General features: G+C 67.9%; 24 protein-coding genes. 11 read left to right on the forward strand and 13 right to left on the reverse strand.

Annotated elements, in window-relative coordinates:
- Positions 1-4 precede the first annotated feature (4 nt).
- The 11 genes from P5F91_RS03895 to P5F91_RS03945 form a co-directional block, all read right to left on the reverse strand.
- Positions 5-2,245, reverse strand: coding sequence for a TOMM precursor leader peptide-binding protein (locus tag P5F91_RS03895; RefSeq protein WP_277906570.1), 2,241 nt, complete (start codon positions 2,243-2,245; stop codon positions 5-7).
- A 35-nt stretch (positions 2,246-2,280) separates the two neighbouring features.
- Entirely contained in the window at positions 2,281-2,562 is a 282-nt protein-coding gene (locus P5F91_RS03900; protein ID WP_277906571.1) for an NHLP leader peptide family RiPP precursor, read from the reverse strand.
- Between the two features lie 47 nt (positions 2,563-2,609).
- Positions 2,610-2,903: an NHLP leader peptide family RiPP precursor gene (locus tag P5F91_RS03905; protein WP_277906572.1), complete on the reverse strand. Its 294-nt coding sequence runs from the start codon at positions 2,901-2,903 to the stop codon at positions 2,610-2,612.
- Positions 2,904-2,911: 8 nt separating this feature from the next.
- Positions 2,912-3,193, reverse strand: coding sequence for an NHLP leader peptide family RiPP precursor (locus tag P5F91_RS03910; RefSeq protein ID WP_277906573.1), 282 nt, complete (start codon positions 3,191-3,193; stop codon positions 2,912-2,914).
- 7 nt (positions 3,194-3,200) lie between these two features.
- Positions 3,201-3,479, reverse strand: coding sequence for an NHLP leader peptide family RiPP precursor (locus P5F91_RS03915; protein ID WP_145612212.1), 279 nt, complete (start codon positions 3,477-3,479; stop codon positions 3,201-3,203).
- A gap of 82 nt (positions 3,480-3,561) precedes the next feature.
- Positions 3,562-3,837 carry an NHLP leader peptide family RiPP precursor gene (locus P5F91_RS03920; protein WP_145612213.1) on the reverse strand — a complete coding sequence of 92 codons (276 nt, stop codon included), beginning with the start codon at positions 3,835-3,837 and terminating at the stop codon, positions 3,562-3,564.
- 37 nt (positions 3,838-3,874) lie between these two features.
- Complete coding sequence (locus P5F91_RS03925) at positions 3,875-4,129, reverse strand: NHLP leader peptide family RiPP precursor (RefSeq protein ID WP_277906574.1); 255 nt, start codon at positions 4,127-4,129, stop codon at positions 3,875-3,877.
- 99 nt (positions 4,130-4,228) lie between these two features.
- Complete coding sequence (locus P5F91_RS03930; RefSeq protein WP_145612215.1) at positions 4,229-4,516, reverse strand: NHLP leader peptide family RiPP precursor; 288 nt, start codon at positions 4,514-4,516, stop codon at positions 4,229-4,231.
- Positions 4,517-4,535: 19 nt separating this feature from the next.
- Entirely contained in the window at positions 4,536-4,811 is a 276-nt protein-coding gene (locus tag P5F91_RS03935; protein WP_277906575.1) for an NHLP leader peptide family RiPP precursor, read from the reverse strand.
- 25 nt (positions 4,812-4,836) lie between these two features.
- Positions 4,837-5,115 (reverse strand): NHLP leader peptide family RiPP precursor, encoded by a 279-nt coding sequence (locus tag P5F91_RS03940; RefSeq protein ID WP_145612217.1) that lies wholly within the window; start codon positions 5,113-5,115, stop codon positions 4,837-4,839.
- Between the two features lie 75 nt (positions 5,116-5,190).
- The gene (locus P5F91_RS03945; protein WP_145612218.1) at positions 5,191-5,469 is read right to left on the reverse strand and encodes an NHLP leader peptide family RiPP precursor; all 279 of its coding nucleotides are present in this window, start codon (positions 5,467-5,469) and stop codon (positions 5,191-5,193) included.
- Between the two features lie 188 nt (positions 5,470-5,657).
- On the opposite strand from P5F91_RS03945, the gene P5F91_RS03950 reads away from it, so the two are divergent.
- Together P5F91_RS03950 and P5F91_RS03955 are read left to right on the forward strand one after the other, a co-directional pair.
- Positions 5,658-6,383: a response regulator gene (locus tag P5F91_RS03950; protein WP_145612219.1), complete on the forward strand. Its 726-nt coding sequence runs from the start codon at positions 5,658-5,660 to the stop codon at positions 6,381-6,383.
- Positions 6,384-6,408: 25 nt separating this feature from the next.
- Positions 6,409-8,364 (forward strand): sensor histidine kinase, encoded by a 1,956-nt coding sequence (locus tag P5F91_RS03955; protein WP_145612220.1) that lies wholly within the window; start codon positions 6,409-6,411, stop codon positions 8,362-8,364.
- Between the two features lie 152 nt (positions 8,365-8,516).
- Here P5F91_RS03955 and P5F91_RS03960 read toward each other — a convergent pair whose 3' ends face one another.
- The gene (locus P5F91_RS03960) at positions 8,517-10,241 is read right to left on the reverse strand and encodes a chemotaxis protein (protein WP_246134486.1); all 1,725 of its coding nucleotides are present in this window, start codon (positions 10,239-10,241) and stop codon (positions 8,517-8,519) included.
- A 347-nt stretch (positions 10,242-10,588) separates the two neighbouring features.
- On the opposite strand from P5F91_RS03960, the gene P5F91_RS03965 reads away from it, so the two are divergent.
- The 9 genes from P5F91_RS03965 to P5F91_RS04005 are packed head-to-tail and all read left to right on the forward strand — an operon-like array spanning position 10,589 to position 20,417.
- Positions 10,589-11,107, forward strand: coding sequence for an STAS domain-containing protein (locus P5F91_RS03965; RefSeq protein ID WP_246134487.1), 519 nt, complete (start codon positions 10,589-10,591; stop codon positions 11,105-11,107).
- Positions 11,107-11,475: a response regulator gene (locus P5F91_RS03970; RefSeq protein ID WP_186454873.1), complete on the forward strand. Its 369-nt coding sequence runs from the start codon at positions 11,107-11,109 to the stop codon at positions 11,473-11,475. Before P5F91_RS03965 ends, P5F91_RS03970 begins: the two co-directional genes overlap by 1 nt.
- Positions 11,472-13,619 carry a chemotaxis protein CheA gene (locus P5F91_RS03975; RefSeq protein WP_277906576.1) on the forward strand — a complete coding sequence of 716 codons (2,148 nt, stop codon included), beginning with the start codon at positions 11,472-11,474 and terminating at the stop codon, positions 13,617-13,619. The genes P5F91_RS03970 and P5F91_RS03975 overlap by 4 nt, the downstream gene beginning before the upstream one ends.
- Positions 13,620-13,634: 15 nt before the next feature.
- On the forward strand, positions 13,635-14,135 hold the full coding sequence (locus P5F91_RS03980; protein WP_145612224.1) for a chemotaxis protein CheW: 501 nt from the start codon (positions 13,635-13,637) through the stop codon (positions 14,133-14,135).
- 14 nt (positions 14,136-14,149) lie between these two features.
- Entirely contained in the window at positions 14,150-15,889 is a 1,740-nt protein-coding gene (locus tag P5F91_RS03985) for a methyl-accepting chemotaxis protein (RefSeq protein ID WP_145612225.1), read from the forward strand.
- Between the two features lie 15 nt (positions 15,890-15,904).
- Complete coding sequence (locus tag P5F91_RS03990) at positions 15,905-16,420, forward strand: chemotaxis protein CheW (protein WP_277906577.1); 516 nt, start codon at positions 15,905-15,907, stop codon at positions 16,418-16,420.
- Between the two features lie 49 nt (positions 16,421-16,469).
- On the forward strand, positions 16,470-18,443 hold the full coding sequence (locus P5F91_RS03995; protein ID WP_277906578.1) for a HAMP domain-containing methyl-accepting chemotaxis protein: 1,974 nt from the start codon (positions 16,470-16,472) through the stop codon (positions 18,441-18,443).
- Between the two features lie 42 nt (positions 18,444-18,485).
- Positions 18,486-19,328 (forward strand): CheR family methyltransferase, encoded by an 843-nt coding sequence (locus P5F91_RS04000; protein WP_277906579.1) that lies wholly within the window; start codon positions 18,486-18,488, stop codon positions 19,326-19,328.
- Between the two features lie 6 nt (positions 19,329-19,334).
- The gene (locus P5F91_RS04005; RefSeq protein ID WP_277906580.1) at positions 19,335-20,417 is read left to right on the forward strand and encodes a protein-glutamate methylesterase/protein-glutamine glutaminase; all 1,083 of its coding nucleotides are present in this window, start codon (positions 19,335-19,337) and stop codon (positions 20,415-20,417) included.
- Positions 20,418-20,453: 36 nt separating this feature from the next.
- Here P5F91_RS04005 and P5F91_RS04010 read toward each other — a convergent pair whose 3' ends face one another.
- Entirely contained in the window at positions 20,454-21,557 is a 1,104-nt protein-coding gene (locus tag P5F91_RS04010) for an amidohydrolase family protein (protein ID WP_277906581.1), read from the reverse strand.
- Positions 21,558-21,561 lie beyond the last annotated feature (4 nt).

Genomic DNA, 21,561 nt, shown 5'->3' on the forward strand with positions numbered 1-21,561 from the left:
CCCCTCACACGAAAATGGGAATGGGGTTGAGTTCGGCCTCGGTCAGCGGCCGGTCCAGCCAGCCCATGCGCACGGGCACGTCGTACAGCCGGCCCGGGGCGTAGCGCGCCCAGAAGTGGCGCAGGCCGGGGACGACCACCTTGACCACCGGCAGGCCCAGTTCCGCCCGCGTCTGGTCCAAAACCAGCATCTCCAGGCCGGCGCGATCCAGGATGGACAGGCAGTGGTTGATGTCGGCCAGGAAGTCGCCGCTGTGCTGCACGGGGAATTCCTCATACCGCACCGGCGCCTGGGCCGGGTCGGGCGCCAGATAGGGCTGGTTCGCCACCGTGGCCGTCTGCAGCCAGTGCAGCGTTTCCGGATCCTCGATCTTGCCCTCCACCTCGGCGGTGGCCAGGCCCAGCATCTGGTTCATCTCGGCATAGGCGCGCTGCAGGGCGATGCGGGCGTCCAGATGGCAGCCCAGGCCGAACAGGATGCGCTCCTGCGGGGCGTCGACCTCGCGGGACAAGGCGACGAACACCGGGATGCCCAGGTCCGACGTCAGGTCCAGCGCCCAGGTCTCCCGCCCATGCTTTTCCCGGTAATGCCGGGCGATGCGCGGCAGGTAGGGATCATTGAAGGTGTCGGTCGCGACACCCCAGCGGCGCAGGCGGTTGTACCACCACAGCGCGGTGGCATCGCGCTCCACCAGTTCGAAGAAGCCTTGCAGCAGCGCCTCCTCCCGGGTGTTGCCGGCGGCGTTGCCGTTGGAACAGCCCATGGCGTAGAAGTCCGGACCGCTGCGCCCACCGTCGACCCCGTAATAGACCAGCTGCGTGGGCAGATGCTTGAACCGCTTCTCGGTCAGCGACCACAGGGGCGTCCAGTCCACGGCGTGATCATCGGGCAGCGGAAGGGGCGTGACGTTGAAGACCGATTGCTTGGCGTTTTGCGCCTCACGGTCGGCGAACTGGACCTCGCTGTAGCCCATGACCGCGTTGGGGTGGATGGCCTCCCCCTCGGGCCAGTCGCGCCAGGCCCGGCGCACCCGCACCTCATCGCCCGCGATCTCGCCGCTGCTGCGCTCCAGCGCCTCGCACAGGGCGCTGACCTTGGCCTGCGCCTCTGACACGCCCTTGCCGGCGCTGCTGCTGCGCAGGCTGCGCTTCAGGTCGCGCAAGCTGCCGATGGGCCGGGCGGCGTTGGAACCCGCGACATAGACATGGGCCAGCGTCTCATCCGGCGGCGTCGCCGGCTGCAACATATTGACCACCCCGGTGATGGGGCTGACCAGGTGCTGGTAGGCCGCCAGCGTCGCTTGTGGCGGCACGCTGCGGTGCCCGCCGTCGGACTGGAAGGCCGCCCGCGCGGTGCCCAATTCCAGTGGCCGCGCCACCGGTTCCGCCGGCGTGCCGCAGGCGGGGCAGAGCGGGTTGGGCGTCAGGACGTGGATTTGCTGGGTATGAGTCACCCAGTCACGGCTGACCACCTGGCCCTTCAGGGTGCTGGGCAGGCCCGCCAGGATCAATGCCGCCTCCAGCGCCACGGCGTGGCAGGTGGCGGCCAGGGTGACGGGCAGGCCGACGGGCGGTACCAGCGGACCCTGCACGTCCAGCTTAGCGGCGGCGAAGCGGTGGGTGGCGCGGTTGCGCGTCAGCCGCCGCTGCAGGCATTCCCAGCAGGCCGTGGCGCCGGGTTCGAAATAGGGGCCCTGCCACTGCTCCCGCCCACCGGCGCGCGTCAGCACCCAGGGCCGTTCCGCCGCCAACGCCCGGCTATTGATGTCCCGCAACTCCGGCCGCAGATAGTCGTCGGCCAGCACGATCCACAGGTCGGCCAGCTCGGGTGTTTCTTCCGCCAGGCCCGCCGCCGCCAGCGCCGCCCGCAGGGGGGCTGCGTCCACCTCGCCGACCGTCATGAGCGCCACGCGGCGGGTGGCGTGCGCATCCTGAACCGCCCGGGCGTCGGCGCCCGCCGCCTGCCAGAAGCCGGCGACGGACGGGGCGAGATCGGGCGACGGCGCCGCCAGATGGCCCTGCTCCTCCATCCGAGCCAGGGCGAAGTAGACGCGCGCGGCATCCACCTGTCCCGCCAGGGCGTCGGCGATATCATCGGCCGAGCGACGGCCGTCGATCAGGGGCACGACCTTCTCATACGCGGCACCGTGCAACACCTTGGCGCCGTCCTCGGTCAACAGCAGGACACCTTCGCCAGGGATGACGGCGGCGCGCAGGTGCGCCTTCAGGGCGGGAGTTTTCAACATGGATAGGGTGCCGCGTTCGTCTGGGTGGGGATGGGTCAGAACATCGGGGCGCAGGCCGAGTGGGCCGCCAGGTCGAAGCCGCCGGACACCACGTCCAACTCCTCGTCGCTGAGGTCGGCCGGCCGGGCCGGCAGCACCAGCGTGCAGGCGGTGGCGGTGTTCTCCGCCACGGTGACGGCCATGCCCGCCGGAATGTCCACCCCCTCGCCCCGCAGGACGGCCACGGGGTCGGCCTTAAGGCGAGCCTTGAAGGCGTCGTCAGCCCAGGCCTTGGCGACGACACGGCCATAGGCTTTGGCTTTTTCCTCATGCGTCATGGCGCAATTCCTCTCGCGGTCAGGGGTTGAATGGCTATGCAGCCCGGTCAGATGGCGCAGTTGGCGCAACACAGGCACCAGTTGGCGCAGTAGGAGGGGTCGCCCCCGCCCACGACGCGGCCCAATTCCTCTTCGGTCAGGTCCACGGGCTTGGCCGGCAGCACCAGGGTCCGGACGGCGTCCGTATCCACCGCCACCCGGACGGTGACGCTGGCGGGCAGATCGACCCCCTCCTCCCGCAGCACCGCCTCCGGATCGGCCAGCAGGCGCGCTTTGAAGGCGTCGTCAGCCCAGGCCTTGGCGACGATCCGGCCGGTGACGGCGGCGTTCCCCTGGTTCATCCCTTCCCTCATGGCCATTGCATGAAGCTGTCGTAACAGACGGCGGACAGGGCGCCGGCCGTGCCCTCCAGCACGTCCTCGGCCAAATCCCAGGGCCGCATCGGCAACACCAGGGTCTGAACGGCGGCAGTGTCCTGCAGCACCTGGACGAGGGCGCCGACCGACAGGTCGATGCCCTCCTGCCTCAAGACCGCCGCAGGATCGGCCAGCAGCCGCGCCCGATAGGCCTCGTCCCCCCAAGCCTTGGTGATGATGTCGTCGATCGCCGCGTCGCTTTCCGCCTCCGTCATGGCGGCATCAAAAGGTCGAGCCGCAAGGGATGACGCACAGGATGGCGCCGGCGGCGGTGCTGTCCAAATCCTCGTCCGACAGGTCGGTGGGCCGGGCCGGCAGCACCAGGGTGTAGGCGGTGCCGCTGTTCTCCACCACGTTCAGGGTGACGCCGGCCGGCACCTCCACCCCCTCGGCCTTCAGCACCGCCGCCGGGTCGGCCAGCAGGCGCGCCTTGAAACCCTCGTCGGTCCAGGCCTTGGCGATGATGCGGCCGCCGACCTTGGCGTTCTCTTCGTTCAGCATTTCCTCTTCCTTTTCGGAATGTCACAGCATGGGGGGGCCCCCGTGGCGGCATGCACCGCCACCGGACGTCTCTATCGGGGCCTTAAAACATGCTCAGGCACGCAACGCAGAAAGCGCCGCCCCCCGAGGCACCGTTCAGGTCATCATCCGACATGTCCGCCGGCCGCGCCGGCAGCACCAGGGTCTGGACGGCGGCGGTATCCTCCACCACCTTGAAGGTGATGCCCGCCGGCAAGTCGGCGCCCTCGGCGGTCAACACGGCGGCGGGGTCGGCCAGCAGGCGGGCCTTGTAGCCCTCATCGGCCCACGCCTTAGCGATGATCTTGCCGGTGATTTTCAGGTTTTCTTCGTTCGTCATGTCACTGTTCCTTTCATGATCCGGCATCGGCCGGACTTTAGAGGGTGAAGCACCAGCCGAAGCCGCCGCCGACGCCGTCCAGTTGATCGTCGGACAGGTCGGTGGGCGGAGCCGGCAGGATGAGGTTGAGATGCGTGGCGGTGTTCTCCACCACGCTGACGGTCACGCCCGCCGGGAAGTCGACGCCTTCGGCCGTCAGCACGGCGGCGGGATCGGCCAGCAGCCGGGCCCTGAAACGATCGTCGGACCAGGCTTTGGCGATGATCTGGTTTAGAGTGTTCGCGCTCAGCATCGCGCCCTTTCCCCCATGCTTCTTGGGCCGGCATTCTTTCAAAGAGTGATCGGACGAAGGGCGCCCCGGGACATTTAGGAGATGCCCGAACCAAAGGGGTCAGAAGGTGTACAGCTTGGGCGGAACCCCCGGCCCGGGGACCGGCCGGCCGCCGGCCAGGTCGCCGAGATCCTCGTCCGACAATTCCGACGGCCGGGCCGGCAGCACCAGGGTCTGGACGCCGGCGCCATCCTCCACGATCTGGAAGGTGACGCCTTCCGGGAGGTCCAGGCCCTCGGCCTTCAGCACTGCGGCCGGATCGGCCAGCAGGCGGGCCTTGAAGCCGTCATCGACCCAAGCCTTCGCGATGATCTTGCCGGTGATCTTCGCCGTCTCTTCGTTCATCATGTCTTGGTTTCCTTATATCTCAAGGACCGCACAGGCACATGCAGCGGGGCCAAGGCGTTCCGCCGGCGATGCCCGCCATGTCTTCATCGGTCAGGTCCGCTGGCCGGGCCGGCAGCACCAGGGTTTGGACGGTGTCCGTATCCTCGATCACCGTCAGGCGAACGCCGGGCGGCACCACCACCCCTTCGGCCGCCAACGTGCCGGCCGGGTCGGCCAGCAGGCGCGCCTTGAAGGCGGCATCGGCCCACGCCTTGGCGACGACCCTGCCGTATGCCTTATCAGTGTTCCCCGACATCTCCCCGCCCTCCCCGCCGGATGCCTTAGAGGCAAAAGTCGCTGGACATGACGCAGCTGCACCAGCCGCCCGCGACCTCGTCCAGGTCGTCGTCGGACAAGTCCGTCGGCCGCGCCGGCAGCACCAGCGTGTACCGGGTCGGCGTGTTCTCCAGCACCGTCACGGTCAGGCCCGCCGGCACGGCCAGGCCCTCGGCCTGCAGGACCGTCACCGGATCGGCCATCAGCCGTGCCTTGAACCCATCGTCGGACCAAGCCTTGGCCACCACCCGGCCATAGGCCCGGGCGCTGTCTTCCCCCACCATCTCGTCTCTCCTCGATGTCAAACGCCTTGATGCCAAAAGGAAAGTTCGGTCCCCGTCAGAGCTAGGCCCCGAACCTCAGAGACTGAGTTCACAGATAACGCTCCAGCGGCAGGCGCCCCCGGCGGCCCGGTCCAGGTCTTCGTCGGACAGGTCCGTCGGCCGCGCCGGCAAGACCAAGGTCTGGACCGTGGCGCTGTCCTCCACCACCTTGAAGGTGACGCCGGCCGGTAGCGCCAGGCCTTCGGCCTTCAGGATCGCGGCCGGATCGGCCAACAACTTGGCCTTGAAGCCCTCATCGGCCCAGGCCTTGGCGATGACACGACCGGTGATCTTCAGGTTCTCTTCCGCGTTCATGCTCATACTCCCCCATCTTGAGTGGCGCAGCCGACTGCTTGCCCAATACCGGTCGCCTTCGTACCGTTATTGACGTGGCCATGTACTGGCTGCCGATCTCGAGTGAGAGTATTTACGGGGCCGGATCTTGTCTGTAGAACAAACGCGCGACACTGGCTGTCGCACACCCCTGTATGGCAGTGTCCCTCATGCAGCCCATGCCCACCACAGCCCAGGCACCGTCCCGTGTGGCCGTCGCGATCGTCGAGGACGACGCCGGCTTCCTGGACGCGCTGCGCCAGGCGGTCCGGACCGCGGACGATCTGCGGCTGTCGGGCGTCGCCGCCACCCGCGCCGACGGGCTGGCGTTGCTGGACGGGCCGCCGGCAGACGTGCTGCTGGTCGACCTGGGCCTGCCCGATGGCAGCGGCATCGACATCATCCGCGCCGCCGCCCAGCGCTGGCCGGAATGCGCCATCATGGTCAGTTCCAGTTTCGGTGATGAGACGCACGTCATGCGCTCGATCGAGGCCGGGGCGGCGGGCTATCTGCTGAAAGACAGCGCGCCGGTCCGCATTGTCGATGAAATCCGCAGCCTGGCCGCCGGCGGCAGCCCCATCAGCCCCATCATCGCCCGGCAGATCCTGCTGCGCTTCCGCGACCGTGGGACGGACCTGACGCCCCCGCCGATGGCCGAGACCGGCCCGGCCGGGACGGAAGCCCCGGAGGAGACCCCATCCCTGCTGTCGCCGCGCGAGAAGGAAGTGCTGTCCCTCATCACCAAGGGCTTCACCACGGTGGAGGTGGCGCGGATGCTGGACCTGTCACACTTCACCGTCCGCACCTTCGTGCGGCGCATTTATAGCAAGCTGGAGGTCACCTCCAAGGCGGAGGCCATTTATGAGGCCAGGACGCTGGGCCTGCTGAACGGTTGATCCCTTGGCCCCGCGACCGCCGCTGATGACCTTCCGTCCCGCGTCCCTGCTGGCCGCCGCCGTCCTGCTGTTCTCCGCGATGTCGCTGCTGATCGCCGGCGTCCATGACATGGTGGGTGAACCGGGGAAGGCCGTGCACCTGACGCGGGCCGAGATTCTGCTGGCCGACGGTGGCACGCCGTCCCGGCCACCCACAACGTTGGATGGCGGGTCGCCGACCGGCGCCTGGCAGGCTATCGGCCTGCCTTATGCCGAACCCATGGTTCCGGTCGATCGCACCGTGCCGGCCATGGCACCCGGCTATCCCGCCAACACCTGGATCCGGCTGTCGGCACCCGACCTGACGGCGGGGCCCGGTCCGATGGCCCTGTATGGCGCCCGCATCGACACCGACGGCCCCTACGCCATTTACGTGAACGGCAGGCTGGTGGACTGGCAGCAGCGGCAGGGCCGCCCGTGGAACGGCCTGTTCACACCCCTATGGGTGGTGCTGGACCAGGACGCCAATGGCGGGCCGCCGACCGACATCCTGATCCGCCTGGACCACGCCCCGACCACGCCGGTGGCCCTGTCCACCCTGTGGCTGGGGCCGGAACCGGCCTTGAACCTTCGCCACCGCGTGCGTCAGCTGCTGCAGCGTGAGCTGCCCATGGCGTTGAACTCCGCCTTCCTGGCGGTCGGTGTGTTCGCGCTGGTCGTCTGGTTCCGGCGCCGGCACGACACCGGCTATCTGCTGTTCTTCGGCCTGGCCGCGATCTCGTTCGCGGCCCATCTGCATTTCTACCTGGATGTGCCCATCACCAGCGACTGGTTCGCCTGGCTGACCATCAACGCCCTGTTCTGGCTGATCGTCATCCTTCACCTTTTCCTGCGCATGTTGCATGGCCGGCCGCTGACGCTGCTGACCGGCGCCGTGGTGGGCGTGACCAGTATCCTGACCTTTCTGACCCTGCCCATGGTCGGCGTCCTTCCGGTGCTGCCCAGCACGCCTGTCATCGTGCCCCGCATCTACGCCGTGGCCCTGGTGATGGCGGCCACGGTCAGCGTGGTGGGCGTGGCCTGCGCCTGGCGCCGCTTCCCCGAGGCCAGATTGCTGGCCGCCGCCCTGGCCATCTGCACCGTGCTGGGCCAGACCGATTGGATGATGCACAACCATGTGCTGAGCCCCGAGGGATGGTTCCTGGGCGCCTACACCAATGCCGTGACCTTCGCCATGTGCGGCACCGTGCTGTACCGGCGCTATATCGCCGCCATCGCGGAGGTGGAACGGGTGAACGCCAGCCTGGCGGAACGCCTGCGCGCCCGGGAAGCCGAACTGGAGGTGAGCCACCAGCGCCTGCGCGAGGCCGAACGGCGGCGGACCATAAGCGAGGAGCGCCAGCGCCTGATGCAGGACATGCACGATGGCGTGGGCGCCTCGCTGATCAGCGCCATCCGCTCCGTCGAAAAGGGAGCGGTGGACGACACCAAGGTCTCGCAAATCCTCAAGGGTTGCCTGGACGACCTGAAGTTGGCCATCGATTCCATGGAACCGGTGGATGCCGACCTGCTGCTGCTGCTGGCCTCGCTGCGCTACCGGTTGGAACCGCGGCTGGAAGGCTCCGGCATTACCCTGGTGTGGAACGTACAGGACTTGCCGACCCTGGAATGGCTGGACCCGTCCAGTGCCTTGCACATCCTGCGCATCCTGCAAGAGGGCATCGCCAACATCCTGCACCACGCCCAGGCCAGCCGCATCCGCCTGGACACCATCCCCGACACCCAGGGTGATGCGCCCGGTGTCCGCGTCACCATCGAGGACGACGGCCGGGGCTTCGACGCTGAAGCGACCGTGGCCTCCCCTTCCGGGCGCGGCCTGCGCAACCAGCAGCGCCGCGCCCAAGCCCTGGGTGGCATGGTCGCCTGGAATTCCAGCCCCTCGGGCACCCGTTTCAGCCTGTGGCTGCCACTCAACCGCGACATGCCCGTGGCTGCCGGCTGACGCCTTCGCGAGCGACGGAACTTAAGCTCCCATAGCGGCCGCGATTGATACGGCCGGCGCTCGGACACCCCAAGGGCGGCGCCAATGGGAAGTGAATCCGTCCGCTGATTCCGGACGGGGACCAACCCGTATCTGGATAATACGGCTGGACCTTAGAAAAAGATGTCTTCCAGATCGTCCGCCGTGGCGGCCGGTCCGGGCACCGCCGCTGGCGCCTGGTTCTTTCCGGGCGCGAACCGGTCCAGCACCTGGCGTTCGCGGGCCATGGTGTAGCTGCGGGCCATCTGGGCGATCAGCGGCTCGGCCCGCGCTGGGACGTTACCCAGGTGCGGGCCCGGAGCGAGGAGGGCCAGGTCGGCTGCGGCCTGCCGCAGCACCTGGCCCATTTCACCATGTGCGGCGGCCCGATCCACCGTTTCCTGCAGAAGGTCCACCACCGTCTCGCCATCCCGTTCCAGGGTCTGCAGGGCGGCAGCGAGGTTCTGGCCGGCGGTTCCCAAGCGGGCGATGGAACGCGCCATGATGTCGGCCATGGCCGCGGTATCCGCAGCACTGGTGTCGCGCGCCTGCCCCGACAGGCTGGCGGCGATGGCGGCGATTTGGTCCAGTTCGCCCATCACGCCGTTGGCCTCCACCGCGATCTCATTGGCGTAGAGGCGCAATTCCTGCGCGATGATCGACAGCGGCCGACCAACGGTGCCCAGCCGGCCACAGCGTAGGCTGGTGTTCAGGCCCATGATGCGGATGTCCGCCTCCAGGGCGCGCATGGTGCCGATCTGGCTGGCCAGCCGCGTGGTCGCTTCCGACACCGACGCTGCCACCTCGTCAGCCTGGCGCCGCGCCGCGCCATAGCCCTGCAATAGGGCATCGACCTCTGCGACCTCCCCTTCCAGTTCACCCACAAAGGTGCCCTGCTGGCTGCCGGAGGCACCGAAGGCGTCATGCCCCAGGTTCAGGATGTCGCGGGCGTCGCGTGCCAGGTCGCGCAGCGAGGTCAGTATCTGCCCGATCTCCTGCGCCAGTTCGTCCGCCGTGTCGTCCAATTGCGCCGCCTGCAGGCGGCAGCAAAACCCCGTGGTCGTCGCCACGTCATCGGGGGTGGGGGCGCCGTCAGGCTGGCGTGGACCGGCCTGGGCCGCCATCTCCGACACCAGGCCCAGGGCGTAATCGACATGTTCCATGCGCTGGCGCGTGATGTCCCCCACCTGCAGCGCCATGACCGCCAGGCCGATGCGCTTGGCGATGTCCTGGGAACGCTGGCCGACGGTGGCGGCGATGGCGCCCGCCCGCCCGCCACGATCGACCACCGTGCCGATGCTGTGGGCCAGCCGCTGGGGAACGGTGCGGATGGCGGTCGCCTGCCGCGCATCCAGGGCGGATTGGTCGGCGGCGGCGGCCTGCAAGTGCCGGCCCACACCCGCCAGTTCAGCGGCGAATTGGTCCAGGCTGGCCTGCGCCAGCCCCAGTGTGCGCCGGATTTCGGTGGCGAAGTTCATGAACTCGGCACTGGTGTCGCCGATGACCGCCGCGGCGATCTTGGCGTTGGTGGCCAGCATGCCGACGCCCTTGATCGACTTGTCCATACGCGCCAGCCTGCCGGTTATGGCCGTGACCAGCGCGGTCAGCGTGCGGAAGGACCCCGCCTCGCCGCCGGGGTTCAGGGCTGAGACGAAGCGCGCCACCTGCGACAGATCCTGCGTGGCCAGGCGCAGGCCGTCCCCCTTCATCTCGTCGGACAGCGTATCGAAGGTGCGGGTCAACGCCGTCAGGATGTCAGCCGAGGTTTCCAAGCGGCGGCCGATATCCAGGAAACGCGTGTCGGTCGATATGGACGCGGCCCTGATCGCCTTGGCCACGGTATCCAGATCCCTGCCCATGCGTATCCCCAGTCAATTTTTCGGCGTGTTGATGGCCACTTTTCATCAAACAAGTAAATTGGTGGTTAATACTGGAGTGACCATTCACCCATGTGGTGATGTGGCATCATAATGAACCCGTGAACGTTGGACCGCCCCTCGCCCGCCTAACATCCCCCAAAGAGGGGGCGGCCTGGACGCCAATTGTGATGAAGTGTGACTTCTGGGCGATGACTGTAATGGTTTCAGAATTTTTGTTAATTGCCTATTTACATTGAATTTTATTCAAAATTCTTTCCGGCCATATTGATATATATCAGTCAATATGCCGGTTGTCATTTACACTTTATCAACCAACTACCCATAAGGTGCGTCAGTCCATCCGGTTTGATTGGCATTTGCGTTGGGAAAATTCTTTTAAAGGCAAATCCTTCTCACTGATCAATAAATTCGCGACCGGCGAATACCGGCCGCAAAAGGCGAACCCATGTTCTTTTCAAAGCAACTCAAGCGGGGTGCCTATGATGCCGAAATCCTCGAATGACGATGTCGGGAAAGTCGTTTTTGAGGGCGCCCGCACACTGCGTAACGCCGAAGAGACACATGCGGCCCTCCTGAGCGCGATGAAGGCCCATGCCGTTCTGGAAATAGACTGCGGCGCGCTGGACGAGGTGGACATCAGCTTTGTCCAACTGCTGCTCGCCGCCCGGAAAAGCGCCAGGGATGCCCAGCGGGTACTCAAGCTGGCGCAGCCGGTTTCCGGGCCGCTGCGCGACACGCTGCACCGGGGCGGCTTCCTCATGACCGCAGAACTGGCGGCCGGTGTCCCCGCCCCCGCCGACCAGACCACCGATAGCGATTTCTGGCTGCACACGGAGGCACGATGATGGCCAAGACCGTCCTGAGCGTTGATGATTCCTCCAGCGTCCGCCAGATGGTGAAGCTGACGCTGTCCGGCGCCGGATACGACGTCGTGCAGGCCAGCGACGGCGCCGAAGGGCTGGCCAAGGCCAAGGACACGGTGGTGGACCTGGTGGTCACCGACCTGAACATGCCGGTGATGAACGGGCTGGACCTCATCCGCGCGCTGCGCCAGCTGCCCGCCTATCGCGGCGTGCCGATCCTGTTCCTGACCACGGAATCCGATGCCGAGATGAAGCAGGCGGCCAAGGCCGCGGGTGCCACCGGCTGGATCACCAAGCCCTTCCAGCAGGAACAGCTGGTTGCCGTCGTGCGCAAGGTTCTGGGCGCATGAGCACGCTGGACCCGGCCACCATCTTCCGCCAGGAAGCGCAGGAACTGCTGGAGCAGCTGGAGCAGGCGCTGCTCGACCTTGAGCATGCGCCGGACGACGACGACCTGATCAACAGCGCCTTCCGCGCCCTTCATACCGTGAAGGGATCGGGGGCGATGTTCGGCTTCGATGCGGTGGCGGCCTTCACCCACCATGTGGAGACGGCGTTCGACCTGGTGCGCAAGGGCAAGGTGGCACCCAGCCGCGCGCTGATCGCCGTGGGGCTGGCGGCCAAGGATCACATGCGGCTGCTGATCGAGACGCCCGACCTGGCGGAGGCCGCGGACGGCGACGCCATCCTGCAGTCGCTGAAGCAGATCGTGGGCGGCCCGTCGCCATCCATGGCGGCGGCTGAAGCCGCGCCGGAGCCGGAGGATGCACCGCAGGGAACGTCCCCGGAAGGCACGTCCACCTGGCGCATCCGCTTCCGGCTGGCCCGGGACGCCATGGCGATGGGAACCAATCCCCTGCTGCTGCTGGACGAGTTGCGCGGGTTGGGCGTGGCCACGGTGGTGGCGCGGACCGAAGGTGTGCCGGCGTTGGAGGAGATGGCGGCGACGGAGTGCCACTTGGCCTGGGACGTCGTGCTGACCACCAGCCAGCCCCGCACCGCGATCGAGGAAGTCTTCATGTTCGTGATCGACGACATGGAGTTGTCGATCGACGCCATCGGCATGGCCGGCGAAGGCCGCCGCATCGGCGAAATCCTGGTGGACCGGGGAGATGTGGCGCAGCAGGCGGTGGACGCCGCCGTGGCCGCGCAGATGCCCCTGGGCACGTTGCTGGTCAAATCGGGCGAAGTCTCCCCCGACACCCTGGCGGCGGCGCTGGCGGAGCAGCAGCATGTGCGTACCGGCCTCGGCGCCGCCGGGACCGGTCCCTCGGCTCTGCCAGGGAACCCGCAGGGCGGGGTCAAGGGCGCCGCCAAGGCGGTGGACAGCATCCGGGTGCCGGCCGAGCGGCTGGACGAGTTGATGGACAGGGTCGGCGAACTGGTGATCGTGCAGTCCCGCCTGTCGCAGGTCGCAGCGTTCAGCAACGACGCCGAAGTGAAGGCGATCGCCGAGGAGATCGAGCGCCTCGCGCACGAGCTGCGGGACACGACCATGGGGGTCCGCACGGTGCCCATCGGGTCCCTGTTCGGGCGTTTCCGCCGGCTGGTCCACGACTTGGCCAACGAGCTGGGCAAGCGCATCGAACTGGTAACGGTGGGTGAGGAAACCGAACTCGACAAGACGGTCATCGAACGCCTCAACGACCCGCTGATCCACCTGATCCGCAATGCCATCGACCATGGCCTGGAGGCGCCGGAGGGGCGCGCGGCGGCGGGCAAGCCGGCGGCGGGGCGCATCACCCTGACCGCCTGCCATGCCGGGGCCGAGGTCATGGTATCCATCAGCGACGACGGCCGGGGCCTGGACCGCGCGCGCATCCAATCCCGCGCCGAGGACCAGGGACTGATCCCGGCCGGCGCCAAGCTGTCGGACGCCGAACTGTTCCAGCTGATCTTCGAGCCCGGCTTCTCGACCGCGAAAGAGGTGACCAGCCTGTCCGGCCGCGGCGTGGGCATGGATGTGGTGAAGCGCGCCATCGAAGGGTTGCGCGGCAAGATCGATATCGCCAGCACGCCCGGCGAGGGCACCCGGCTGACCCTGCGGCTGCCGCTGACGCTGGCCATCATCGACGGCCTGCTGGTGCGCGTCGGCACCGGGCGCTACGCCTTGCCCCTGTCGGCGGTGGAGGAATGCGTGGAACTGTCGGCGGAGGAGGACGCGCGCTCACGCGGGCGCAGCTTCCTGAACATCCGGGGCGACTTGGTGCCCTTCCTGCGCCTGCGCGAGCTGTTCCAGGTGACAGAGCTTCCGGACCGCTACCAGAAGGCGGTGATCGTCTCCTTCGGCGGGCGGCGGGTTGGCCTGGTGGTGGACCAGGTGATCGGCAATCACCAGACCGTGATCAAGTCGCTGTCCAAGCTGCACGCCGATGTCGAGACCTTCGCCGGCGCCACCATCCTGGGCGACGGCGCCGTGGCCCTGATCCTGGACATCGCCAACTTGGTCAAGCTGGGCATGGCCTACGAGAACCGCTTCAAAGCCGCAAGCTGACGGCAGGGGGACATCATGACAGCATGGAAAAGCGGCGCGCCGCTGGAAGTCCTGACCCTGGGCCTGCAAGGCGAGGTTTTCGCCCTGGAGGCGGCGCACGTGCGCGAGATCCTCGACCTCATTCCCGTGACCGGCGTGCCCAACAGCCAGCCCTTCGTCGGCGGGCTGATCAATGTGCGTGGCAAGGTGGTGCCGCTGGCGGACCTGCGCCTGAAGTTCGGGATGGAGCTGCAGCCGCCGACCATCGACACCCGCATCGTCGTCACCGAGGTGATGATCGACGGGGACCCCGTGATCGTCGGCATCCGCGCCGACAAGGTGTACGAGATCACCCAGATGGCGGCCTCCGCCCTGGAAGAGACGCCGCGCATCGGTATGCGCTGGCGGCCGGAATACATCCGCTGCATCGCCAAGCGCGGTGCCGAATTCATCGTTGTCCTGGACCTGGAACGCATCTTCTCCCGCGGTGACGCGCGGGACGATGCGGCCACCCCATCCCAACGCTCCGCAGCCTGACGGGAGAACCTGATATGCGTGTTACCATCAAGCTGAAGTTGGCGTTGACCTTCGCCTTCATCATCATGCTCAGCACCGCCACGGCGGGGTTGGGCATCAGCAGCCTGGCCGCCATCAACACCACGATGCGCGACATGATCGCCGGCCCGGTGCAGAAGCTGCAATGGGCGGAAGAGGTGCTGGTCAACCTGGTCCAGATGGTGCGGGCCGAGAAGAACATGCTTCTTTCGACCAACCCCGAGCAGATCGAGAAGTACGACCAAGAGATCACGCGCTATCGCCAGGACTTCGCCGACCTGGTCGGAAAGGTCCAGGCCATCATCAGCGCGGAGGGCAAGCCGAAATGGCAGGCGCTGCAGGCGACCTGGCAGCAGTTCCTGGCCGCCGACGACAAGATGCGCGAGCTGGCCAAGCGCGGCGAACAGGCCAAGGCCCTGGAGATATCCGTGGGACCGGCGCGCCAGCTGGTGGGTGAGGCGCAGCGGCAGTTGGCCGACATCATCGAGCTCTACCGCACCCAGATGGCGCGCGCCGATGCCGACGCCGTCGCCCAATACGAAAGCGCGCGCCTGATGCTGGCCGTCGCCGTGCTGGCGTCGCTGCTGGTCGCCGTGGCGGCCGGAACCTGGATCGCGCTGGGCATCAGCCGCGGCCTGAACCGGGCGGGCGCCTTGGCCCAGGCCGTGGCGGACGGTGACCTGACCCGCACCGCCGAGGTGACGTCGCGCGACGAGGTGGGCGACCTCATGCGCCATATCAACAGCATGGTCGAGAAGCTGCGGGGGGTCGTGGGCGAGGCGACGTCGGCGTCGGAGAACGTGTCGTCGGGCAGCCAGGAGCTGTCGGCGACGGCGGAGGAGCTGTCGCAAGGGGCGACGGAGCAGGCGTCGGCGGCGGAGGAAGCGTCGGCGTCGATGGAGCAGATGGCGGCGAACATCAAGCAGAACGCGGACAACGCCAGCCAGACGGAGAAGATCGCGCGGCAGTCCGCGGCGGACGCGCAGACCAGCGGCGAGGCGGTGACGCGGGCGGTGCAGGCCATGCGGACGATCGCGGAGAAGATCACCATCGTGCAGGAGATCGCGCGCCAGACGGACCTGCTGGCCTTGAACGCGGCCGTGGAGGCGGCGCGGGCGGGCGAGCACGGCCGCGGCTTTGCCGTGGTGGCATCGGAGGTGCGCAAACTGGCGGAGCGCAGCCAGACGGCGGCGGCGGAGATCAGCACCATGTCGTCGCAGACGGTGCAGGCGGCGCAGGAGGCGGGTGAGATGCTGACGCGCCTGGTGCCGGACATCAAGAAGACGGCGGAGCTGGTGGCGGAGATCAGCGCGGCCTGCCGGGAGCAGGACATCGGCGGGGAGCAGATCAACCAGGCGATCCAGCAGCTGGACAAGGTGACGCAGCAGAACGCCAGCGCGTCGGAACAGATGTCGGCGACGTCGGAGGAGCTGGCGGCGCAGTCGGAGCAGTTGCAGGCCAGCATCGCCTACTTCCGGGTGGATGGGGCAGCGCCCGCGTCGGTCGCGGCCGCGCGCCGGCCGTCGCGGCCGGTGGCCAGCGCCGCCAAGCCGGCGCCCGCACCCGCGCGCCCGGCGAACCTGCGGGCCGTGAATGGGCACGGGCACGGACACAATGGCCGCGTGGTCCCGGCGTCGGTTCGCGTCGGGGCCGGGCGCAAGGCCGCCGCCGGCTTCGCCCTGGACCTGAGCAACGGCGCCGGCGATGCGCGCGACGCCGAGTTCGAGAAGTACTGAGGTCCCGAGGCCATCATGAACAGCCTGACCCAAACCTCGCGGGAGGCGCAGTTCGTCACGCTCGGCATCGAGCGCGAGATCTACGCTGTCCCGGTCGAAGCGGTGGTGGAAATCCTGGACATGCGGCCGGTGTTCCGCATCCCGGAAACCCCGCCCTACCTTGTCGGACTGATCGACGTCCGGGGCCGGGGTGTGCCGGTGATCGACCTGCGGCTGAAGCTGGGCCTGTCGCCCGGCATCCCCTCCGAACATACCCGCATCCTGGTCCTGCATGTCCCGATCAACGGGCGGGACATCGCCCTGGGCCTGATGGCGGACCGGGTGTTCGAGGTCCTGCCGCTGGACCTAAGCCAACTGGAGACACCGCCGGACATCGGGGTGTCGTGGCGGTCCGATTACATTCGTGGCGTGGGCCGCCGCGGCGACGGCTTCTTCATCGTCTTCGACCTGGCGACCCTGTTCACCGCCGACGAGGCGTCGGTCATCGGCCGCAAGGCTCCACCGGACCTGGCGGCCAGCACTGCCGCATAGCCGCTGCCGGTGCCCCTTAAGACAATTCGACGATCAAGGATCCTTCGCGATGCGCATGACCATCAAGCTGAAACTGGGGCTGACCTTCGCGGTCATCGTCGCCTTGTCGACCACCAGCGCCGTCTTGGGCCTACAGAAACTGGCCGCCCTGGATGAAAGCCTGCACCACATGGCCCAGGGGCCGATGCAGCAGATCAAGGTGGCCCAGGATCTCTACACCGACCTCATGACCGTGACGCGGTCGGAAAAGAGCCTGCTGCTGGCGGACAGCAAGGAGCTGGTGAGCCAGTACGAGGCGCGGATCGCCAAGGAACAGCAGGCCCTGGAGGCCGACCGCGCCAAGCTGGACTCCCTCACCAGCGGTGAAAGCAACAAGAAGGTGGCGGCCTTTACCGCCGTGTGGAAGCAATTCCTGCCCATCCAGAACCGGGTCATCGCCCTGGCGAAAAGCGAGCAGCGGGATGAGGCCGTGCGCCTGTCCCGCGTCGAGGGGCGGCAGGTGCTGGACAGCGCCGACGCGGCACTGGACGAAGTGGTGGCCCTGGCCCAGGCGAACATGACGCAGACGGAGGCCGCCGCCACCGCCCAGTATGACGCCGCGCGGACGGTGCTGATCGCCACGGTCGCCGTCTCGCTGGTGATCGCGCTGGCCGCCGCGACCTGGATCCTGGTCAGCATCAGCCGGGGCCTGCAGGGCGCCATCCGCCTGGCCAACGGCGTCGCCCGCGGCGACCTGGACCAGTCGCTGGCCGTCAGGTCCGATGACGAGATCCGGGACATGGTGACCGCGCTGAACACCATGATGGACAATTTGCGGGCGACGGCCGGCATCGCCGACACGGTGGCCAACGGCGACCTGACGGTGGAGGCCACGCCCCTGTCCGACAAGGATACGCTGGGCATCGCGCTGAAGCGCATGATCGCCAACCTGCGGGCCACGGCGCAGGTGGCCGACACGGTCGCCGACGGCGACCTGACGGTGGAGGCCAAACCCCTGTCCGACAAGGATGTCCTGGGCCTGGCGTTGAAGCGCATGGTCGAGAAGCTGCGGGACGTGGTGGGCGAGGCGACGTCGGCCTCGGACAACGTGTCGTCGGGCAGCCAGGAGCTGTCGGCGACGGCGGAGGAGCTGTCGCAAGGGGCGACGGAGCAGGCGTCGGCGGCGGAGGAAGCGTCGGCGTCGATGGAGCAGATGGCGGCGAACATCAAGCAGAACGCAGACAACGCCAGCCAGACGGAGAAGATCGCGCGGCAGTCCGCGGCGGACGCACAGACGAGCGGTGAGGCGGTGACGCGGGCGGTGCAGGCCATGCGGACGATCGCGGAGAAGATCACCATCGTGCAGGAGATCGCGCGCCAGACGGACCTGCTGGCGCTGAACGCGGCCGTGGAGGCGGCGCGGGCGGGCGAGCACGGCCGCGGCTTCGCCGTGGTGGCATCGGAGGTGCGCAAGCTGGCGGAGCGCAGCCAGACGGCGGCGGCGGAGATCAGCACCATGTCGTCGCAGACGGTGCAGGCGGCGCAGGAGGCGGGCGAGATGCTGACGCGCCTGGTGCCGGACATCAAGAAGACGGCGGAGCTGGTGGCGGAGATCAGTGCGGCCTGCCGGGAGCAGGACATCGGCGGAGAGCAGATCAACCAGGCGATCCAGCAGCTGGACAAGGTGACGCAGCAGAACGCCAGCGCGTCGGAACAGATGTCGGCGACGTCGGAGGAGCTGGCGGCGCAGTCGGAGCAGTTGCAGGCCAGCATCGCCTACTTCCGGGTGGAGGGGGCTGCAACCGCATCGGGCACGGCCGCGCGCCGGTCGTCGCGGCCGGTGGCCAGCGCCACCAAGCCGGCGCCATCCCCCGCGCGCCCGGCGAACCCGCGGGCCGCGAATGGGCACGGGGCCGGACACAATGGCCGCGCGGCACCGGCAGCCGTGCGCGTCGGGGCCGGGCGCAAGGCCGCCGCCGGCTTCGCCCTGGACCTGACCAATGGCGCCGGCGATGCCCGCGACGCCGAGTTCGAGAAGTACTGAGTGTTGGCGGATCACGGGGAGGCGGTTCCCAGGGCGGCAGCGGTGGCTGCCACCGACCGCCTCGGCGCACGCGACTTTCGTCGGCTGGCCGCCTTCATCCAGGATTACAGCGGCATCAAGATGCCCGAGAGCAAGCGGACCATGGTCGAGGGCCGCTTGCGCAAGCGGGTGGTGGCGACCGGTGCTGCCGACCTGGCGGACTATTGCGCGCGTCTTTTCGACGGCGGCGGCCTGGCAGATGAGGCCATCCATCTGATCGACGTCGTCACCACCAACAAGACAGAGTTCTTCCGCGAGCAGGAGCATTTCCGCATCCTGGCGGAGGTGGCGCTGCCGGAGCTGCTGGCCCGGCGCCGTGCCGGGCCCTACACCAGCCTGAAAGTCTGGAGCACCGCCAGCTCGATCGGGGCCGAACCTTACACGCTGGCCATGGTCCTGGCCGATGCCAGCCAGCGTCATGGCGGCTTCCGGGTCGACATCGTGGCCACCGACATCTCGACCCGCGTGCTGGAAACGGCGGCCACCGCCATCTATCCGGAGGAGATGATCGCCCCCGTGCCGCCGGAAATGCGCCAGCGCTACCTGCTGCGCTCCAAGGACCGGGCCCGGCGCCTGGTGCGCATCGTGCCCGAACTGCGCCGCATGGTCCGGTTCGGCCGGCTGAACCTGATGGACGCGACATACCCGGTCGATCGCGACCTGGACGTTATCTTCTGCCGCAACATCCTGATCTACTTTGACAAGCCGACGCAGCAGGCGGTGCTGGCCCGCCTGTGCGATCACCTGCGCCCCGGCGGCTACCTGTTCCTGGGGCATTCGGAATCCCTGGCGGGATCCGGCCTGCCGATGCGTCCGCTGGGCGCCAGCGTCTTCCGGCGGGAGTAACCCGCCATGCCCCCCAAGATCCGTGTGCTGGTCATCGACGATTCCGCATCGGTCCGCCAGGTCATGACCGACATCCTGCAATCCGATCCTGAGATCGACGTGATGGCGACGGCGTCCGACCCGTTCGTCGCCGCGCGCCGCATCCAGCAGGAGGTGCCGGACGTCATCACCCTGGATGTGGAGATGCCGCGCATGGACGGCATTACCTTCTTGCGGCGACTGATGTCACAGCGGCCGGTCCCGGTGGTCATTTGCTCCTCGCTGGCCGAGGCCGGATCGGAAACGGCCAACCAGGCCTGGGACGCGGGCGCCGTCGACATCATCCTGAAGCCCCGCGTGGGCACGGCCGAGTTCCTGCAGGACGCGAAGATCCGTATCTGCGATGCCGTGAAGGCGGCAGCCCGGGCCCGGCTGAAGCATGTGCCCGCGGCCCCGCGCGTGCGCGAGCCGGAGCGCAAGCTGACCGCCGACGTCGTCCTGCCGCCCCCGCTGGTCCGCCACCACGCCATGGCCCGGACCACGGAAACCGTGGTCTGCATCGGCGCATCGACCGGGGGCACGGAATCACTGCGGGTGGTGTTGGAAGGGCTGCCAGCCGCCAGCCCGGGCATCGTGGTGGTGCAGCACATGCCGGAGAAGTTCACCGAAGCCTTCGCCCGCCGGCTGAACGGCCTGTGCGAGATGGAGGTCAAGGAGGCGGAGGACGGGGACACGGTCATGCGCGGGCGGGTGCTGATCGCGCCCGGAAACCGCCATATGCTGCTGCAGCGCAGTGGCGCCCGCTATTACGTCTCGGTCAAGGACGGCCCCCTGGTGTCACGCCACCGGCCGTCCGTCGATGTGCTGTTCCGGTCGGCGGCCACCCATGTCGGCCCCAACGCCGTCGGCATCCTCATGACCGGCATGGGCGATGACGGCGCGCGCGGACTGCTGGAAATGAAGGGGGCCGGCGCCCATACCATCGCCCAGGACGAGGCCACCTCCGTCGTCTTCGGCATGCCGCGGGAGGCCATCGCCCTGGGCGCCGCCGGCAAGATCCTGCCCCTCGATCAGCTGGCCACGGAAATCATCCGGGCGGGCAACCGGTGATCCGGCATCCTCATCCCATGCGGGGGCGGCGCTGACCTACCGCCGCAGATGGAACTCACGGCGGGCATTGGACCAGTATATTTTGTCGATCACGGCCTTCGGCAGGCCCAGGCCCTTGACCTCGGCGTTCAGCGCGTCGATCCGCTGGCTGCCGGTGGTGGCCAGGTATAGCCAGTCCGAGCGCCAGAAATGATCGGCCTCCGCCGTGATTCCACCCTCTTCACGGGGCGGGTTCTGGGCGCGCTCCTGCGGTGAGGGCGGGTTGTCGGTCAGGTCGGTGCCGTACAGCAGCCGGTCCTGGTAGCGGATGAAGAAGGCCCGCACCTTGTCGTGATCGCGCACCGACTGGTACTGCACATTGGTCAGGCGGGCAGCCAGGTCCACCACCGCGTTGGGATGGGCGTCCAGAAACTTGGCCAACAGATCGACGTCCCATTCCAGGCTGCCCATGTGCGCCCCGTCCACCACCAGGTTGGGATGGCGTTCAATCATCCGGTCGCGCGCGGCCAGGATGGTCTCAAGGCTCGGCTGCTCCGGATGCAGGTACATGTGGTACTCAGGGTGCTCGCGGAAATAGCTGCGGTCGTTTTCCGTCGTCATCTGGTCCAGGGGCAGCCAGCAATTCTTCGGCTCGCCCTGATGCGCGATCAGCGGGATGCGCCTTTCCGCCAGATGGTTCATCACCGGGTCGAAACCGGGATCGTCGAGCATGATCAACTGGCCCTGGGCGTTCCTTTCCACCATGCCGATGTTCTTCCACACCTTGACCGCCAGCGCGCCCTGGGCGAATTCCGCGTCCAGGTGGCGGATGGTGGCGGCGGCCCATCCTTTCCCGCCGTATCCCTTCATGGAAAAGGTGGTCGCGAAGTGAAAGCGCTTTGGGTCTTCGGCCCTCAGCGCGTGCGCCACCTTGGCCTGGTCGGCCAGCGGCGGGAAATCGGGATAATCGACATTGATCGACAGCAGCTCGAACCCATCCTTCCGGGCGATGTCGAGGAACTCGGGCCCCTGCCGGTTGGCGTGGACATGGGCGTCGAATTTGGGGACCGAGGCGAAATCCGCCTCGGTGTAAAGCGCGTCGTCGGCGTTCGCCGCGAACGCGATCAGCGTCACGGCGAACGCCAGTGCAAGCTTGGACATGGGG

The sequence above is a fragment of the Nitrospirillum amazonense genome (assembly GCF_029594735.1).
GTDB lineage: Bacteria > Pseudomonadota > Alphaproteobacteria > Azospirillales > Azospirillaceae > Nitrospirillum > Nitrospirillum amazonense.